Source organism: Microbacterium sp. CFBP 13617 (assembly GCF_014839445.1).
Lineage (GTDB): Bacteria > Actinomycetota > Actinomycetes > Actinomycetales > Microbacteriaceae > Microbacterium.
The window spans coordinates 17,611-34,963 of sequence record NZ_JACYNW010000002.1 but is presented as its reverse complement, the minus strand read 5'-3'; the positions used below and the strand labels follow the sequence as shown (position 1 = coordinate 34,963).

The 17,353-nt window shown below is 69.1% G+C and carries 15 protein-coding genes; 6 read left to right on the top strand and 9 right to left on the bottom strand.

Annotation, left to right across the window (positions count from 1 at the left end; all coding sequences use genetic code 11):
- Positions 1-31 precede the first annotated feature (31 nt).
- Positions 32-2,560 (top strand): helix-turn-helix transcriptional regulator, encoded by a 2,529-nt coding sequence (locus IFU40_RS04675; protein ID WP_191925577.1) that lies wholly within the window; start codon positions 32-34, stop codon positions 2,558-2,560.
- Here IFU40_RS04675 and IFU40_RS04670 read toward each other — a convergent pair.
- Entirely contained in the window at positions 2,513-3,832 is a 1,320-nt protein-coding gene (locus IFU40_RS04670) for a glycosyltransferase (protein WP_191925576.1), read from the bottom strand. The genes IFU40_RS04675 and IFU40_RS04670 overlap by 48 nt on opposite strands.
- A 269-nt stretch (positions 3,833-4,101) precedes the next feature.
- Here IFU40_RS04670 and IFU40_RS04665 point away from each other — a divergent pair, with 269 nt between their 5' ends.
- Genes IFU40_RS04665 through IFU40_RS04645 form a run of 5 tightly spaced genes read left to right on the top strand, consistent with a single transcriptional unit; the run spans position 4,102 to position 10,550 of the window.
- Complete coding sequence (locus tag IFU40_RS04665; RefSeq protein ID WP_213016668.1) at positions 4,102-5,436, top strand: nucleotide sugar dehydrogenase; 1,335 nt, start codon at positions 4,102-4,104, stop codon at positions 5,434-5,436.
- A 38-nt stretch (positions 5,437-5,474) separates the two neighbouring features.
- Positions 5,475-6,497, top strand: a complete 1,023-nt coding sequence (locus IFU40_RS04660; protein WP_191925575.1) for an NAD-dependent epimerase/dehydratase family protein — start codon at positions 5,475-5,477, stop codon at positions 6,495-6,497.
- Positions 6,497-8,299: a glutamine--fructose-6-phosphate transaminase (isomerizing) gene (glmS, locus tag IFU40_RS04655; RefSeq protein WP_191925574.1), complete on the top strand. Its 1,803-nt coding sequence runs from the start codon at positions 6,497-6,499 to the stop codon at positions 8,297-8,299. The genes IFU40_RS04660 and glmS overlap by 1 nt, the downstream gene beginning before the upstream one ends.
- Positions 8,300-8,340: 41 nt before the next feature.
- Positions 8,341-9,801 (top strand): polysaccharide deacetylase family protein, encoded by a 1,461-nt coding sequence (locus tag IFU40_RS04650; protein ID WP_191925573.1) that lies wholly within the window; start codon positions 8,341-8,343, stop codon positions 9,799-9,801.
- Between the two features lie 26 nt (positions 9,802-9,827).
- The gene (locus tag IFU40_RS04645; RefSeq protein WP_070408072.1) at positions 9,828-10,550 is read left to right on the top strand and encodes a hypothetical protein; all 723 of its coding nucleotides are present in this window, start codon (positions 9,828-9,830) and stop codon (positions 10,548-10,550) included.
- A gap of 58 nt (positions 10,551-10,608) precedes the next feature.
- On the opposite strand, the gene IFU40_RS04640 is transcribed toward IFU40_RS04645, so the two are convergent.
- The 8 genes from IFU40_RS04640 to rapZ all read right to left on the bottom strand — a co-directional run bounded on the left by IFU40_RS04640 (position 10,609) and on the right by rapZ (position 17,323).
- Entirely contained in the window at positions 10,609-10,962 is a 354-nt protein-coding gene (locus tag IFU40_RS04640) for an RNA polymerase-binding protein RbpA (protein ID WP_055837729.1), read from the bottom strand.
- Between the two features lies 1 nt (position 10,963).
- A complete protein-coding gene (secG, locus tag IFU40_RS04635) occupies positions 10,964-11,212 on the bottom strand; it encodes a preprotein translocase subunit SecG (RefSeq protein WP_013586744.1) in 249 nt (82 codons plus the stop codon).
- 114 nt (positions 11,213-11,326) lie between these two features.
- A complete protein-coding gene (gene tpiA / locus IFU40_RS04630) occupies positions 11,327-12,145 on the bottom strand; it encodes a triose-phosphate isomerase (RefSeq protein ID WP_055837733.1) in 819 nt (272 codons plus the stop codon).
- Positions 12,136-13,350, bottom strand: coding sequence for a phosphoglycerate kinase (locus IFU40_RS04625; protein WP_055837734.1), 1,215 nt, complete (start codon positions 13,348-13,350; stop codon positions 12,136-12,138). Before IFU40_RS04625 ends, tpiA begins: the two co-directional genes overlap by 10 nt.
- A gap of 6 nt (positions 13,351-13,356) precedes the next feature.
- A complete protein-coding gene (gene gap, locus IFU40_RS04620) occupies positions 13,357-14,367 on the bottom strand; it encodes a type I glyceraldehyde-3-phosphate dehydrogenase (RefSeq protein ID WP_055837737.1) in 1,011 nt (336 codons plus the stop codon).
- Between the two features lie 103 nt (positions 14,368-14,470).
- Positions 14,471-15,097, bottom strand: coding sequence for a superoxide dismutase (locus IFU40_RS04615; protein WP_055837740.1), 627 nt, complete (start codon positions 15,095-15,097; stop codon positions 14,471-14,473).
- Between the two features lie 329 nt (positions 15,098-15,426).
- On the bottom strand, positions 15,427-16,404 hold the full coding sequence (whiA, locus tag IFU40_RS04610; protein ID WP_055837743.1) for a DNA-binding protein WhiA: 978 nt from the start codon (positions 16,402-16,404) through the stop codon (positions 15,427-15,429).
- A gap of 40 nt (positions 16,405-16,444) precedes the next feature.
- Positions 16,445-17,323 carry an RNase adapter RapZ gene (gene rapZ, locus IFU40_RS04605; protein ID WP_055940070.1) on the bottom strand — a complete coding sequence of 293 codons (879 nt, stop codon included), beginning with the start codon at positions 17,321-17,323 and terminating at the stop codon, positions 16,445-16,447.
- Between the last annotated feature and the right edge of the window lie 30 nt (positions 17,324-17,353).

Here is a 17,353-nt window from a genome sequence, read left to right as displayed (position 1 = left end):
CGTGGCGGCCGACGCAGTTGGGAGCGTCCGGATGCCTTATTTCGGTCGAGAACGAGAGAAGTGGTTTGCAGAGAGAATCGTCCACTCGAGAGTCGAGTCGGCGGGCCTGTTCGTAGGTGATCGTGGCACCGGCAAGTCGGCCCTCGCGTCCGAGCTCGCCCGCCACAACGGAACCGCCGTCGCGGTCGTCCGCCAGAGCGAGCGCATGTGGCCGTACTCGGGTCTCTCGGTCGTCGCGTCGGGTTTGAGCGGGCTCCGCGCGGAAGCTGTTGACGGCGTGCTCTCGCGCGGTCGCGACTGGCCCGAGCAGATGCTCGCCGAAGAGCTCAGCCGTGTACTCCGCCTGGTGCGGGACGAACCGGTCGTTCTCGTGATCGACGACCTCGACCTGATGGACGCCTCGAGCAAGACGGTGTGGGCGTACGTCTGCGGACGACTTCGCGGGACGGGCGTGAGCGTGCTCGCCACCGTGGGTCCGATGGGTCCACAGCACGCGTTCGCCGGGCTGCCCCAAACGAGGATCGACGACCTCTCGTTCGGTGAGGCCGTCGATCTCTCGCAGCTCTTCCTGGGGTCAGAGACGGCACTCGCCGTCCTGCACATCGTGGTGTCGTCCACGAACGGCAATCCCTCGGTGATCTCGCGCGTGCGACTCACGCCGGAGGAAGCCGCGGGCGACGCCCCGCTCCCCCAGCCGCTACGCCTCGCCGACGAGGAGATCAGTCACCACAGGCTCGCACCTCGACGCGGTACCCCCGCCGTCAGTGACCTCATGGATCTCCTCGCGGTCGGACCGTTCTTCGCGCACGACCTTCTGCGGGCGGAGGCCGTCGAGCTCGGGGGCGACGTCGACGAGATGGTGGAATCCGGTCTCATTGCGACGCACGACGGCTTCGCCCGCATCTCCGATCCCGCGCGGCGTCTGAGCATTCACGCCGCGCTCCCGGCCGACGCGCGTCGTCGACTGCACGCCCACGCTGCCCAGGCCCATCGCGACAGTCACCCCGCCGTGCATCGTTGGCACGCGAGTTTCGCGGATGGCTCCGCCGCGGACGCTACGGAGCTCCTGCGGATGGCGGTGCACCTCGCTTCGGCGGGCGACCACACCGCCGCGGTGGAGTTCGCCGAACGTGGGATGCGAGGAGCCGATGCCGATGGCGAGCGCAACCTCCTCCTCGTCTCGCTCGCGGAGGCGCTGATCCTGCATGGACACGCCGTGCTGGGTCAGCATTACCTCCACCGCATCGACGGCATCCTGGACTCGGCAACCAATGCGCGAGCCGTCCGGGCACAGGTTCGCACGACTGACGTCGCCGACCACGCGATCGACGACGCTCTCGTCGATGAGGCGGTGCGCCGTTGTGCGCCGGAAGACGCCGTCCGCCTCCTCGCAGAGGTGGCCCGTCTGCGGATCGCACGGGGTGAGATCGAGCACGCCGCCGTTCGCATCGCCGAGGCTCGGTCCTTGGGCGTCGCGTCGGTCGAAATCGAGCTCCTGGACCGCATCGTTCGCGAATCGGGCCACGCCGGCAGCGGGGAGGATTCGCCTGTCACGACCGATCCCGCCCGTCCGGAGGCGGCCCTGTCGCTCGACGAGTCGACCCTGGCGATCGCCGTCCACGTGCTGCGCGAGGAGTACCGCATGGCGCTACGACTCTGTACTTCGCTGCTCGATCGAAGGCCGCGCATCGAGCCCCTCTGGAGAGAACGGGTGCTGCGACTCGTCGTGGCGGCAGAGGTCCGCGGCGGCGACGCGTCGACCACCCACGATGCGGTGGTGGCCTGGCGGCGCGAATGGCCCCCCGGCCGTACGCCGGATGCCGGCTGCGTGCTGATCCTCGCCTCGGCCGCCGCTCTCGGCACAGGCGACGACGTCGATGAGCTCGTCCGACGTGGTCGGGTTCTGTGCCGACGAGAGGGAATCGCGGCGCTGTTGCCCTGGTTCGACGTCGTCGACGGGGGGCGTGCCCTCGCCGAGGGACGCTACGACGATGCGGTCGTGTCGCTGCGGTCGGCCACCGACACACGCATCGGGACGGATCCCGCGGTGCTGCGTGCGCACGCCGATCTCGTCGAGGCACTGTGGTTGAGCGGTCGGCGCACCGAGGCCCGCTCCGTGCTCGATCAGTTCGAGCGTGCCGCGACGAAACGGGCACGGCGATGGTCGATCCTGGCCGTCGCGCGGGCGCGTGCCGTCTGCCGCTCCGAGCATCTCGGCATTTCGGCCTTCCGCGAGGCCGAAGCCGTCTACCGTCCCGACGACGCGCCCGACGAACATCATCGACTGCGGGAGGCTCGGCGGCGCACGCTGCCGCACAGCGTCCCCGAGACTCGGGCACCCCGCGTCGGGGACATCGCGGTCCCCGGCACGGGGTTGACGGAACACGAGCGGGAAGTGGTCGCCCTGGTCCAGCAAGGGCTTCGGAACCGGGAGATCGCGGCATCCCTCTTCGTCTCGCTGAGAACCGTCGAGCTCCGGCTGACCAACGTCTACCGCAAACTCGGCATCAGTTCACGCATGCACCTCGTCGCTCCGCCGCGCAGCGGTTCCGCCAGCTGAGGAAGCATCCGTGGGCCCGGTCGCGCGACGGTCGGGACTCTTCCAGCGACCGTCCGAAGCACGACCGAAGGCCGTCGCGAGGGCTCGGAGGCACAGCAGGGCATCGAGCACACGCATGAGGGGGTACAGCAGCACCGTCGATCGCGGCCGGGTGCCCGAGAGCGCGCAGGCGAACAGCGTCGAAACGAGATCCACCGCCACGAAGGCGAGCAGGAGCGGAACGACCGGCAGCACCGTCATCACCTGTCGTGCCAGCTCGCCATCACCGCCCGGTACGACCCGTGCGACCACCGTCGCCGCCGTGGCGACCAGGAGCACCGGCAGGGTCAACGCGAGGACGAGACTCGACAGGATCGTCTCCGCGATGAAGACCGCCAGTGCCGCCCAGAACACCCCGAGATGGATGCCGTGACGCCGGACCGTCTGCCAGAATCCGAGGTTCCACCGCCCGACCTGCCGCACGTAGTCGCCGAAGAGCGCCGGATCCTGCGTCTCGGCGATGGCGCACTCGGGATGGAACGCGATGCGACCGAGGGCCTTCGCGTGCACCTCGAATGTCATGTTGAAATCCTCGATCGACAAGCCGGGGGCGTCGATGTCGATACGACCGAGCACGTCGGTTCGGTAGAGGCTGGCGAAACCCGGCACGATCGCCACCGCGTCGGCAGCGGGCGCAGCCTGGCCGAATTTGTGCAGGTACTGCGTACACACGTACGTGCGCTCGCGATAGGCGGTCAGGAATCGACCCATCCGGGTGTCCGGCGTGTCGTGGGCGGTCGTCGCACGTCCCGCCACCGCCACGACATCGGGGGTGGTGAAGAGGGGGAGCCCGGTGCGCAGATAGTCGGTGCGCGGCCGGGAATCGGCGTCGAGGAGCAGCAGCAGCGGAAAGCGCTCAGCGATCCGGAACCGCCCGAGCCCGGCCCGTATGGCCCCGGCCTTGCCGCGGTTGGGTGACACCTCGAGAGCCGTCGCCCCGGCCTCCCTCGCACGCGCGACGGTCGCATCGGTGGAACCATCCGACACCACGAAGACATTGCGTCCTGGAACGAGCGCCCGGGCGGCGGCCACCGCGTCGGCGATGACGAGTTCCTCATTGTGAGCAGCGATCAGCACAGCGACGTCGTCGGATCGAAAGTACATCGAGGGAACCAGCAGACGGGGATCGCGACGGTGGGCGCGAGCGATGCGGAGTGCTCCCACCACCCCCCACACCGCGGTGGAGACCCCCACGGTGCAGACGGCGACGAGCACGGCCAGTGCGACGGTCATGGCATCCTCTCCCCGGCGGACAGGGCCGCGTGCTCCCGACCGTACGCGGTCCGCGCGGGCCGGCCACCGCAAGGTGGATTGCGGTCTTACACACGCGTCGTTGCGGTTTTCGGTACACCGCACGATGGCGTCCCGTTGCTTGACCCCCACCGGCCGGCGGGACCAATGTGGGCCGCGGATCGACGCCGAAGTCGACTCGATCCGGCCGAATCACCCGGACCGTCCGAGGGGACGCCCCCATCCCCTCGGACCCCCATTTGGAGGACCCCATGACGACTCTCGACGTGCCCACGTCCACGACGGCGATGCCGACGCCGCCGCCGACCGAGCGGACCTCCGCGTCCTTCGCCTACGACGTCGCCATCGTGGGTCTGGGCTACGTGGGTCTTCCGACCGCGTTGGCCTACCACGCGAGCGGCTCCCGCGTCCTGGCGCTCGATGTCTCACGGACGCGCCTTCGAGCCATCGCCTCGGGCAAGGCAGATCTCCTCGACTCCGATCGCCAGCGGCTGAGCGCGGCCCTCCCCGACTCCGCCGCCTTTCGCCTGACCGGCGACGCGGCAGAGCTCTCGAACGCCGCGGCGATCGTCGTCTGCGTCCCCACGCCCGTCGATCACCAGCAGGTGCCCGATCTCGCTCCGCTGCGGGCGGCGTGCGCCACCGTCGTCGCCGCCGTCCGTACCGGTCAGCTCGTCATGTTGACGTCGACCACCTACGTGGGATGCACGCACGATCTCGTGGAGCAGCCGTTGCGAGACAGGGGCTTCTCGATCGGGCGCGATGCGTTCGTGGCTTTCAGCGCCGAACGCATCGACCCCGGCAACGTCGGTTTCGCGCAGGAGGTCGTTCCCCGAGTGATCGGCGGGGCCACTCAGGAGTGCGAAGAAGAGGGAGCCCGACTGCTCGCCCGGTACGCCGCACGCGTGCATCGGGTCTCCAGCCTGGCGACGGCGGAGATGACCAAGCTGCTCGAGAACACGTTTCGCGCGGTGAACATCGCCCTCGCCAACGAGTTCGCCGACATCTGCGGTGCGCTGGAGGTTCCCATCACCGAGGTGATCGAGGCGGCGAGCACCAAACCCTACGGTTTCATGGCGTTCTACCCGGGTCCGGGCGTCGGAGGGCACTGCATCCCGTGCGACCCGCATTATCTGCTGTGGCAGCTGAAGGCCCTCCGCTTCGACGCGGGCATCATCACGGAGGCCATGACCCGGATCTCCGCACGACCGGCCCGCGTCGTTCAGCGTGTGCGCGACGAACTCGGACGCGCGGGGAAGGGAACGCTCCACGCGCGGGTGCTCGTGGTCGGCGTCGCCTACAAGCCTGACGTGGCAGACCTCCGCGAGTCGCCGGCGCTGGAGATCATGGACGGGCTCCTCGACCTCGGCGCGGAGGTGCAGTACATCGACCCGCACGCGCCGAGCGTGCGCCTGCACTCCGGACGCACGCGCGAGTCGCTCGCCGATCCCGCGACGTTCGCTCCCGACCTCGTGCTCGTGCACACGCGTCACCGCGACACCGACCTCGAGTGGCTCGCCCCCGATGCACTCGTCCTCGACGGCACGTACCGAAGCGACGACATCGCCGGTCGCGTGCTGCTGTGACATCCACCGACCATTCCGCGCGCATCCAGGAGATCCCCATGAAGACCCTTGTGACCGGAGGGGCCGGCTTCGTCGGCAGCCACCTCGTCGACCACCTCCTCCGGCTCGGCGACGAGGTCGTGGTCCTCGACGACCTGTCGACCGGCTCCGCCCGCAACCTCGCCGCCGCCGCCGAGAACCCTCGTCTCGAGATGGTCCACGGCTCGATCCTGAACACACAGACCGTGCGTACGGCGATGCAGTCGTGCGACCGGGTGTTCCACCTCGCCGCGGCGGTGGGGGTCAAACTCATCGTCGAGCAGCCGCTACGAGGGCTACGCATCAACATCCACGGCACCGAGAACGTGCTGACCGCGGCGATCGAGGCGCGGGCCTCGGTGCTGATGCTCTCCACCAGCGAGGTGTACGGAAAGAACACGGCCGACAAGCTCCGCGAGGATTCCGACCGCATCCTGGGGGATCCGCTCCTGTCGCGCTGGACCTACGCCGGGGCCAAAGGCATCGACGAGGCGTTCGCGAAAGCCTATTGCGACGAGGAGGGACTCGACGTCGCCATCGTGCGGTTGTTCAACACGGTCGGTCCGCGTCAGACCGGACGCTACGGCATGGTCCTGCCGAATCTCGTCGGGCAGGCGCTGCGCGGCGAACCGCTGACGGTCTTCGGCGACGGGCTCCAGACCCGATGCTTCTCGGCTGTCGAAGATGTGGTGCCGGCCCTCGAGCTCATCGAGCGCGACCCGCGCGCCCTCGGCGAGGCGTACAACCTCGGCGGAGCGCGCGAGATCTCGATCCTCGAGCTGGCAAGCGAGATCATCGCCACCTTGAACAGCCCCAGCGCCGTCGAGATGGTGCCGTATGCGCAGGCGTACGCGGCCGGGTTCGAGGACATGCGGCGCCGTGTGCCCGACAACACCAAAGCCCACGATCTCGTGGGGTACGAGCCCCGGACATCGCTGTCGACGACGATCGTCCGCGTCGCCGACGACCTGCTCTCGCGTGAACGTCTCGGATCCGATGCCATGCCCCTGGCACGCACCGGCGCCGTCCGCGGAGTGAACTGATGTGCGGCATCGCCGCCTCGGTCGGTCGCCACGGCGCGGCCTCTCGGGTGAAGGCCGCCCTCGAGCGTCTGGAGTATCGCGGCTACGATTCCGCCGGCATCGCCGCGCGCTCGGCTGACGGTGGCGTCGCCTACGCGCGGACCGTGGGGGGCGTGGCATCCCTGGGCACGGCCCCGGATGATCCGACCACCGCGGCCATCGGGCACACGAGATGGGCGACCCACGGCGGTGTGACGGAGCGCAACGCCCACCCGCTGCGCGACTGCACCGGTCGCCTGTTCATCGCCCACAACGGCATCATCGAAAACGCCGACATTCTGCGAACCGAGCTCGTCGCTGCGGGGCACCGGCTGACCAGCGATGTCGACTCGGAGGTCATCGTGCACCTGCTCGAAGACGCGCTGATCACTGCCGTCTCCCTCGCTGCCGCTCTCTTCGCGGCGGCAGAACGACTTCGAGGCAGCTGGGCCGTGGTCGCACTCGACACCCTCACCGGAGAGATCGCCGCCACGGCGCACGGCTCGCCGTTGATCGCCGCAGAAGCTGCCGACGGCGTGTACGTCGCGAGCGATGTGGGCGCCGTGGCCGACCGGGTCACCGAGTTCCGTGTGATCGACGACGACGATGTCGTGGTGCTCGATTCCGCCGGCATCCGATGGTGGGGCGCCGGGCAGAGCGCACCGACACCGGCGGCGCGTACCGTGCCACGCTCGCACCGCTCCCCCGTCGCGGGGCGTCACTCCGATCACATGGGCAACGAGATCGACGAGCAGCCCGCCGTAGCCCGGTCCATCGTCGACTCGCTGGCACCGCGCATCGCCGAGGGAGCGCTGTGGAACGACCTGGCGCTGCCTCCGATCGAGACGTTCGAGCGGGTGGTGATCCTCGGTTGTGGAACGTCTTTGCACGCCGGACGCGCGGTGGGCGGTGTGTTCTCGAAGCTCGGACGCCTCCCGAGCCGAGCCCTCGTGGCCAGCGAGTGCGCGGATGCCGTGTGGGAACCGCGCACCCTCGTGATCGCCCTCAGCCAATCGGGCGAGACCGCAGATGTGCTGCGCGCATTCGAGGCGCTGCCGCGTACCGGCATCACGGTGCTCGCGCTCACCAACAATCCGATGTCTACGCTCGCGCGTCGTGCCGATGCGGTGATCGACTGCCTCGCCGGTCCGGAGATCGGCGTGGCGGCGACGAAGACCTTCCTCGCCCAGGTGCTGACGGGCGTCTGCGTGGCGCTGTCCGGCCTTTCGACCTCGCCCCGGCTCGCCCCGCGCGTCTTCGCCGCACAGCAGCGCGCACTGCATCATGCGCCCGCGGCCATCGAGCGGGCACTGCGGGTCTGGGGCGACATCGTCCCCGGCCTGACGAACCGGTTCGCCGAGGCGCCGGGCTTCCTCTTCCTCGGACGCGGGGGCGGCGTCGTCTATGCGGCCGAGGGCGCTCTGAAACTCAAGGAGCTGACCTATCGGTGGGCCGAGCATCAGCCCGCCGGCGAGCTCAAGCACGGTCCGCTCGCGCTCGTCGGCCAGGGCACACCGGTGTTCGTCGTCGATGACGGGGACCCTCGGCTCGATGTCAGCATCGCGGAGGTGGAGGCCCGCGGCGGCCATGTCGTGCGGGTGTCAGGGCCGGGGCCGCAGACGTCGCCCTCTCGTCCGAGCACTTCCGACGCCCTCCTGCTTCCCGCGTGGGGTCCCCTGGATGCCGTCGTCCCCCTGCAGATGTTCGCTCGAGCGCTTGCTCTCCACCTCGGGCACAACGTGGATCGGCCCCGCAACCTCGCCAAGTCCGTGACCGTCCAATGAGGATCGCGCCCCGTGCGACCCCGTCTCGAAAGGTCCTGCCGATGCCCACGCAGTCGATGGTGCTCCTTCCGCCCGCACACCGTTCACGTCTCCTGGCCGCTCTGGCCGTCGTATCGTTCGTGCTCGGCGCACTCGTCGCCGTTCCGACTCCCGTGCACGCCGCCACCTCCACGATCGTGAGCCTGACGTTCGACGACGCGAACTCCAATCAGCTCGACGCGCTCCCGGCGCTGAAGACGAATGGGATGAAAGCCACCTTCTACGTCCCGTCGGGCTACGTGGGCGCAGCGGGATACATGACCAGGGCGAATCTGAACACGCTCAAGACCGCGGGACACGAGATCGGCGGCCACACCGTCAACCATCCCGATCTGGCCGCCATCGGCATCGACGAGGCGCGCCGGCAGATCTGCACCGATCGCAAGACGCTCACCACCTGGGGCTTCACCGTCCGGAGCTTCGCCTATCCGTTCGCCTCGAGCACATCCGCTGTCGAACAGGCCGCGTCCGACTGCGGCTACCGGAGCGCGCGATCGCTCGGTGACATCCGCAGCCGGTTCGGCTGCCCGACCTGCGCCTACGCGGAGTCGATCCCGTCGGCGACACCCTTCGCTCTGCGCGCTCTGGATCAGGTCGAGACGACATGGACGCTCGCCGATTTGCAGCAGGGCGTGCTCAATGCCGAGAACGCGGGCGGCGGATGGGTGCAGTACACCTTCCATGACGTCTGCGCGAATGCCTGCAGTACGATCGCCGTCTCGCCCTCCACCTTCGCGCAGTTCCTCACGTGGCTCGCGGCACGCAAATCCCGAGGCACGGTCGTCAAGACAGTCGGTGACGTCGTCGGGGGGTCCGCTCGTCCCGTCGTCAACGGTCCCGTGGTCCCCGCCCCCACCGGGACGACCAACGGGGTGGTCAACGCCGGCCTGGAGACGGCGGCCGCGGGAGGCGGGCCAGCCTGTTGGATGCGCGGCGGCTGGGGCACGAACTCTCCGACGTTCACGTCGGGCACCCCGGCTCACGCGGGTGCCGTCGCCAGTGCGATCTCGATGACCGGCTACTCCTCGGGTGACGCCAAGCTCTTGCCCCAGTTCGATCTCGGTCAGTGCTCTCCCACGGTCACCCCCGGACGCTCCTACTCCCTCCGCAGTTGGTACCGGGCCACGGTGGTCACGCAGTTCGCCGTCTACCTGCGCTCCAGTACCGGGGCGTGGAGTTACTGGACGTCCAGCCCGTGGTTCGCCGCGACCTCGACCTGGACCGAGGCCACCTGGACCGCGCCGACGATTCCGGCCGGATACACCGGCATCAGCTTCGCGCTGACGGTGTTCGGCAACGGCCTGCTCCGCACCGACGATCTGTCTCTGTACGACAGCGCCGGGGCGCCCCCGCCGGCCATCGGAGCGGCACAGGCCGAGACGCCTCTCTCCCGTCACGCGCCTCCGCCCGTGGACGGTTCCATCGAGGTCTTCACTCCGACCGAGAGCGACGTCGCCGGGTGAGGCGCGGCGAGAGGATGACGGCGGCGGTGCTCCTGCTCCTCACCGTCGTCCTCGGCGGCGGATGCAGCACCGCCTCCCGTCAACCGCCCGATCGCGACACGGGCTACCCGTGGCACACGAACATCGTGGCGACGACCTTCTGGGTGGGCGAGGTGTTCGACCCCGACGCCACGGACGGGAGCCAGCGGCTCTCGACCTACGACGCCGATTGGCTCGGGTCGTACGGGGGATGCGACGGCGTCGCTCACGGGGGCGCGTGCGCGACCGAGCGGCGCACCGGGGAGAACGGCTACTTCCCCACCACGATGACGCCGCTCGAGAACCCGTTCTACCTCGACCTGCCGTTCGACGACGTGAACGACCCCGAGGCTTTCGACGCCCGCGGCGATGTCGTGCCCTGGGCCTCGACGGCGCCGTACGCGGACGCGGTCCACGATCGCACCGTCAGCCTGATGAAGAACCGCTGGGTCGTCCTCCATCGCGACGGGCGCGTATGTTACGGGCAGATCCAGGACGCCGGCCCCGGTGAGTACCACGACGCCGCCTATGTCTTCGGTTCCGACGACCGCCGTCCGGCGAACGCTCGCTACAACGGCGCCGGCCTCGACGTGTCGCCCGCCCTCAACGGGTGCCTGGGATTCGCCGAGCTGAACGGCGACGACGACCGGGTGGACTGGGCGTTCGTCGATGACGCCGACGTCCCGGCCGGTCCGTGGACCACGCTCATCACCGCGAGTCCCGTGCGGTGACCACGGGCACGCAGACGAAAGGGCCGGATGCCTCGGCATCCGGCCCCTCCCCTCGAGATTACTGGCCGCGGCGATCGCGCAGCTGCTGCAGCGCGTCGTCGAGAAGCGACGCCGCTTCTTCTTCGGTGCGACGCTCTTTCACGTACGCGAGGTGCGTCTTGTAGGGCTCGGCCTTCGCGAGGGCCGGCGGGTTGCTCTTGTCGCGACCGGCGGGAAGGCCGGAGTGCGGGGAGTCGATGGTCTCGGGGATCTCGGCATCGGCGATGCCCGCCGCGAAGTACCGCACGGTCTCGTTGCCGAGGGCATCCCAGTACGATACGGCCACGCGGTCGGCGTGGAAGCCGTGGTCCTGCTCGCCCATCGGGCCCGCGCCTACGCGCGAACCCCGGATCGCGTTTCCGCCTGTCGCCATGTCAGATCTCCGCGAACTTGGTCAGCAGACCGAGGCCGACGATGGTGACGAACCACACCAGCGCGAGCACGATCGTGAATCGGTTGAGGTTGCGTTCCGCCAGGCCCGACGAGCCGAGCGCGGAGCTCATGCCGCCGCCGAACATGTCGGACAGACCGCCGCCGCGCCCCTTGTGGAGCAGGATGAGCAGGGTCAGCAGGAGGCTGGTGACTCCCAGGAGCACCTGCAGGACGAACTCGAGAATCTGCACTGTCGAAAGCCTTTCGCGAGCGGCCCAGTCGACCGCACAAGCGTCAAGTATACGGGGAGGCGTGCCGGGCGCACGGATGCCCGCGGCGAAGCGCCGCGGGCATCCGTGCGGGGGTCAGACCCCGACGTGCTTCTGGAAGCGGATGATCGCGGCGAACTCGTCGACGACGAGGCTCGCGCCACCCACCAGGGCGCCGTCCACATCGGGCTCGCGCATGAAGCCGGCGATGTTGCCCGACTTCACCGATCCGCCGTACAGCACACGGGTGCGTGCGGCGGCGTCGGCGCCGAGCTTGTCGGCGACGACGGCCCGGAGCTTCGCGCAGACCTCCTGCGCCTGGTCGGGCGTCGCCGCCTGGCCGGAGCCGATGGCCCAGACCGGCTCGTACGCCACGACGATGTCGGCATCGGATGCCACGCCCTCGAGCGCGACCTCGAGCTGACCCACGGGCACGGCGCTGGCGCCGAACTTCTCGAGGTCCTCCGAGGTCTCGCCGACGCAGATGACCGGCACGACGCCGTGGCGCAGAGCCGCCTGCGTCTTGGCCGCGACGACCTCGTCGGTCTCGGCGTGGAACTGACGACGCTCGGAGTGACCGATGATGACGTACCGCGCGTTGAGCTTGGCCAGGAACTGGCCCGAGATCTCACCCGTGTACGCACCGGAGTCGTGTGCCGACAGATCCTGGCCGCCGAGGGCGAACGGGATCTTGTCGGCGTCGAGCAGCGTCTGGACGGTACGCAGGTCGGTGAACGGCGGGAAGACCGCCACCTCGACGCTGCTGTCGTCGTGCTGGGCGTCCTTCAACGTCCAGTGCAGCTTCTGGACGAACGCGACCGCCTGCAGGTGGTCGAGGTTCATCTTCCAGTTGCCGGCGATGAGGGGGGTTCGCCTGTTCTGCGCAGCAGACGATTCCGTGTCGATTACGACCATCCGAGGACCTCCAGTCCGGGGAGCTTCTTGCCTTCGAGGAACTCCAGGCTCGCGCCGCCACCCGTGGAGATGTGGCCGAACTCGTCATCCGAGAATCCGAGTTGACGCACGGCCGCGGCCGAGTCGCCGCCACCGACCACGCTGAGGCCGTCGACCTCGGTGAGAGCGGCAGCGACCGTCTTGGTGCCGGCTTCGAACGCCGCCATCTCGAACACGCCCATGGGGCCGTTCCAGAAGACGGTGCGCGAGGCGCGGATCGCGTCGGCGAAGATCTCCGCCGTGCGCGGGCCGATGTCGAGACCGAGACCCGAGGCGCCGAAGTCGGTGTCCTCGAGTGCGTCCGCGTCGGCGATCACGTGCTCGGCGTCCGCCGAGAACGAGGCCGCGACGACCGCGTCGACCGGGAGGACGATCTCGACGCCGCGCTCCTTCGCCGTGGCGAGGTAGCCCTTCACGGTGTCGATCTGGTCCTTCTCGAGCAGGCTCGAGCCGACCTTGTGCCCTTCGGCGACGAGGAAGGTGAACATCATGCCGCCACCGACGAGGAGCTTGTCGACGCGGGGCAGCAGGTGCTCGATGACGCCGAGCTTGTCGCTGACCTTCGATCCGCCGAGCACGACCGTGTACGGACGCTCCGGGTTCTCGGTCAGGCGGTCGAGGACCTCGAGCTCCTTCTGGATGAGCAGGCCCGCGGCCGAGGGCACCAGCTGGGCGAGGTCGTAGACGCTCGCCTGCTTGCGGTGCACGACGCCGAAGCCGTCCGACACGAGCGCGTCGCCGAGTCCGGCGAGCTCCCGTGCGAAGGCCTGACGCTCGGCTTCGTCCTTCGAGGTCTCACCCGCGTTGAAGCGGAGGTTCTCGATGACGGCGACCTCGCCGTTCTCGAGCGAGGCCACGGCATCCTGAGCCGACTCGCCGACCGTGTCGCGCGCGAACGCGACCGGCTGGCCGAGCAGCTCGGACAGCCGCTGCGCGACCGGCTCGAGCGAGTACTTGGGGTCGGGCGCGCCGTCGGGGCGGCCCAGGTGCGAGCACACGACCACACGCGCGCCGGCGTTGATCAGTGCGTTGAGAGTCGGCAGCGACGCCCGCACGCGGCCATCGTCCGTGATGATCCCGTCCTTGAGAGGAACGTTGAGATCACAACGGACGATGACGCGCGTGCCGGCGAGCGACCCCAGCGAATCGAGGGTGCGCAGAGCCATGAAGGTTTACAGGCGCTCGGCGACGTACTCGGTGAGGTCGACGAGACGGTTCGAGTAGCCCCACTCGTTGTCGTACCACGACGAGACCTTGACGAGGTTGCCGCTGACGTTGGTCAGCTCGGCGTCGAAGATCGACGAGTGCGGGTTGCCCTGGATGTCGCTCGAGACGATCGGGTCTTCGGTGTACTGCAGGATGCCGTTGAGGCGACCCTCGGCAGCGGCCTTCTTGTAGACCTCGTTGACCTGGTCGACGGTCAGGCCCTCGGTGGGCGTGACGATCGTGAGGTCGACGATCGAGCCGGTGGGAACCGGAACGCGGTACGACGAGCCGCTGAGCTTGCCGTTGAGCTCGGGCAGCACCAGGCCGATGGCCTTGGCGGCACCGGTCGAGGCGGGAACGATGTTGATCGCTGCACCGCGGGCACGACGCAGGTCGCTGTGCGGGCCGTCCTGCAGGTTCTGGTCGGCCGTGTAGGCGTGAGCCGTCATCATGAAGCCGCGCTCGATACCGAAGGCCTCGTTGAAGACCTGGGCGAGAGGAGCGAGGCAGTTCGTGGTGCACGACGCGTTCGAGATGATGACGTCGGTCTCGGGGTTGTACGTCTCTTCGTTGACGCCCATCACGATGGTCGCGTCGTCACCCGTGGCGGGAGCCGAGATGAGGACCTTCTTGGCACCGCCGGTGATGTGCTTCTTGGCGTCTTCGGCCTTGGTGAAGCGGCCGGTCGACTCGATGACGATGTCGACGCCGAGCTCGCCCCAGGGGAGGTTCGCCGGGTCGCGCTCTTCGAAGACCTTGATGGTCTTGTCGCCGACGGTGATGGAGTCTGCGGTGTACGAGACGTCCTCGGCGAGAACGCCGCCGACGGAGTCGTACTTGAGGAGGTGCGCCAGCGACTTGTTGTCGGTGAGGTCGTTCACCGCCACGATTTCGAGGTCGGCACCCTGCGCGAGAGCCGCGCGGAGGTAGTTGCGTCCGATACGGCCGAAGCCGTTGATTCCGATCTTGACGGTCACGGAATATCTCCTGAATCAGTTGTGCGCGAGAAGCGCGTGATTGCGGTGTTCGCTGGCGGACAACGGCGTCCCGGTGAGGTGTCCCACCGGGACGCCGCACCGTTTACGACAGTACCAGCAGACCCGTGGTCTTCTCTCGGGCCGCGGCGAAGCGGTCCTGGGCGTCGGCCCAGTTCGCGATGTTCCAGAACGCCTTCACGTAGTCGGCGCGGACGTTCTTGTAGTCGAGGTAGTAGGCGTGCTCCCACACGTCGAGCAGCAGCAGCGGAACCGTGCCGGCGACGATCTGGCCCTGCTGGTCGAAGAACTGCTGGATCAGCAGGTTCTGACCGATCGAGTCCCAGAACAGACCCGCCCAGCCCGAGCCCTGGACGCCGAGAGCGGCGGCGGTGAACTGCGCGCGGAACGCGTCGAACGAACCGAACTGGTCGTCGATGGCCGACTCGAGATCACCGGTGGGCTTGTCTCCGCCGTGGGGCGAGAGGTTCGTCCAGAAGATCGAGTGGTTGGTGTGACCGCCGAGGTTGAACGCGAGGTCCTTCTGCAGGCGGTTGATGTTGGCGAAATCGCCCTTCTCGCGCGCGTCGGCGAGGAGCTCGAGGGTGGTGTTCGCGCCGTTGACATAGGTCTGGTGGTGCTTGCTGTGGTGCAGCTCCATGATGGTCGCACTGATGTGCGGCTCCAGCGCCGAGTAGTCGTAGGGCAGTTCGGGCAGCGTGTAGGTCGCCATGTTCTCTACTTCCGATCGGTCGCCGCCGAGGCCTCTTCACCGGGAAGGCGTGCCGAGGAACCGAGCAGCGAGGGTGACGTTTTCATCCTAGTGACGGGTAACGCACGAGCCACGGGGTTGCTTCCCCGCATGACGGAGGATAGATCGCCCGGGCGCGTCGCTCAGCGTGGCGAGAAGGCCCCGGATGCCGGACCCGCACGGCGAGAACGGGGCGGCGCAGACGCGGGCTCGGGATACGCCGACGCGAGCCGCACCCGAGGAGCACGAACGGTCCGCGGGCCCCACCACTCAACCGACGCGTCGACCGCGCGGCATCCGGAGTCGGGGAATCAGTCCTCGGCGCCGACCGGAACCGCGGCCTCGGTGCCGGGGATGCCCTCGACCTCGGCCTTCTTGTCGGCCATCGCCAGCAGACGGCGGATGCGACCGGCGACGGCGTCTTTTGTCAGGGGCGGGTCGGCGTGGTGACCCAGCTCGTCGAGGCTCGCGTCGCGGTGGGCCAGGCGCAGAGCGCCGGCCTGCTGCAGGTGGTCGGGAACCTCGTCGCCGAGGATCTCGAGCGCGCGCTCGACGCGGGCGCACGCGGCGACGGCCGCCTGGGCGGAGCGACGCAGGTTGGCGTCGTCGAAGTTGACGAGACGGTTCACGCCCGCGCGCACCTCGCGGCGCTGACGCATCTGGTCCCACTCCCCCGCGGTGCGGCGCGCGCCCATCTCGTACAGCGCGCCCCGAATGGCTTCGCCGTCGCGCACCACGACGCGCGGCACACCGCGCACCTCTCGCGCCTTGGCGGGGATGCCGATGCGGTGCCCCGCGCCGACGAGGGCCATCGCGGCCTCCGACGACGGGCACGAGATCTCGAGCGCCGCCGAGCGGCCGGGGTCGCTCAGGGTGCCGCTCGCCAGGAACGCACCGCGCCAGATGGCGCTGAGGTCGGGACGCGATCCCGTCGTGAGCTTGTTGGGAAGGCCGCGCACGGGGCGACGGCGCTGGTCGAGCAGGCCGGTCTGACGAGCGAGGGTCTCGCCCGCCTCGATGACGCGCACCGCGTAGTGGCCGCCGGTGCGTCCGCCCGACCCCTGCACGTGGTGCAGCTCGGGACGCACGCCGTACAGCTCCATGAGGTCGCGGGCCACCCGGCGGGCCAGGATGTCGGAGTCGAGTTCGGCCTCGACGGCGACGCGGTTGGCGATGGAGTGCAGACCACCGGAGAAGCGCAGGAGGGCGGTGAGCTCGGCGATCCGCGCGGTCGGGCGCGGGTCGCGGACGGTGATGAGCTCGGCCTTCACGTCGGCGGTCAGGGGCACGGTTCTCCTCGGGTGGGGGCAGCGGGGACGACGGTACAGCCTACTCGCGACCGAGGTCGCGGTGAGCCACACGTACGGCCACCCCGGGCACATCGGACAGACGTGCAGCGAGTTCACGGGCCATGACGACCGACCGGTGCTTGCCGCCCGTGCAACCGATCGCGACCACCGAGTGCCGCTTGTTCTCGCGCTGGTAGCCCTCGAGCACGGGGTTCAACGCCGCGGCGTACGCGCCGAGGAACTCCGCCGCCCCCTCTTGCCCGAGCACGTACTCCCTTACGCGCGGGTCTTCGCCCGTGAGAGCGCGCAGGTCTTCGTTCCAGAACGGGTTCGGCAGGAAGCGCATGTCGGCGACGAGGTCGACGTCGGGGGGCAGCCCGTACTTGAATCCGAAGCTCATGAGGGTGACCGTGTGGCGGGCAGCGCCCTCATCGCCGAAGAGGGCGACCGTGCGCAGCGACAGCTGATGCACGTTCAGCGACGAGGTGTCGATCACGACGTCGGCGGCCTCCCGCACGGGTGCGAGACGTTCGCGCTCCCGGCGGATCCCGTCGAGGATCGTGCCCTCGCCCTGCAGCGGGTGCGGACGCCGCACGGCTTCGAACCGCCGCACCAGCACCGCGTCGCTGGCGTTGAGGAACACCACGCGCACCTGGCGGCCCGCCTGCAGACTGCGCATCGCCTCGGGCAGATCGCTGAAGAGGCTGCGGCCGCGGACGTCGACGACCACCGCGACGCGCGGGACCGCCCCACCGGCGAGCTCGGTGAGCTCGAGCAGCGGACGCAGCATCTGCGGCGGGAGATTGTCGACGACGTACCAGTCGAGGTCTTCGAGGGCATTGGCCACGGTCGACCGCCCCGCGCCGGACATTCCCGTGACGATCAGCACCTCGCCTGGCTCGTCGCGTGCCGGTTCCATGGGCGATCGCCTCCCGTTGTCGTGTCCAGC

What these genes read in the sequence shown, in the direction of transcription:
- IFU40_RS04660 (WP_191925575.1), top strand. Translation starts at nt 5,475, where the DNA reads ATGAAGACCCTTGTGACCGGAGGGGCCGGCTTCGTCGGCAGCCACCTC.
- IFU40_RS04640 (WP_055837729.1), bottom strand. Translation starts at nt 10,962, where the DNA reads ATGGCGACAGGCGGAAACGCGATCCGGGGTTCGCGCGTAGGCGCGGGC.
- IFU40_RS04670 (WP_191925576.1), bottom strand. Translation starts at nt 3,832, where the DNA reads ATGACCGTCGCACTGGCCGTGCTCGTCGCCGTCTGCACCGTGGGGGTC.
- IFU40_RS04615 (WP_055837740.1), bottom strand. Translation starts at nt 15,097, where the DNA reads ATGGCGACCTACACGCTGCCCGAACTGCCCTACGACTACTCGGCGCTG.
- rapZ (WP_055940070.1), bottom strand. Translation starts at nt 17,323, where the DNA reads ATGGAACCGGCACGCGACGAGCCAGGCGAGGTGCTGATCGTCACGGGA.
- glmS (WP_191925574.1), top strand. Translation starts at nt 6,497, where the DNA reads ATGTGCGGCATCGCCGCCTCGGTCGGTCGCCACGGCGCGGCCTCTCGG.
- IFU40_RS04625 (WP_055837734.1), bottom strand. Translation starts at nt 13,350, where the DNA reads ATGGCTCTGCGCACCCTCGATTCGCTGGGGTCGCTCGCCGGCACGCGC.
- tpiA (WP_055837733.1), bottom strand. Translation starts at nt 12,145, where the DNA reads ATGGTCGTAATCGACACGGAATCGTCTGCTGCGCAGAACAGGCGAACC.
- IFU40_RS04650 (WP_191925573.1), top strand. Translation starts at nt 8,341, where the DNA reads ATGCCCACGCAGTCGATGGTGCTCCTTCCGCCCGCACACCGTTCACGT.
- IFU40_RS04675 (WP_191925577.1), top strand. Translation starts at nt 32, where the DNA reads ATGCCTTATTTCGGTCGAGAACGAGAGAAGTGGTTTGCAGAGAGAATC.
- IFU40_RS04665 (WP_213016668.1), top strand. Translation starts at nt 4,102, where the DNA reads ATGACGACTCTCGACGTGCCCACGTCCACGACGGCGATGCCGACGCCG.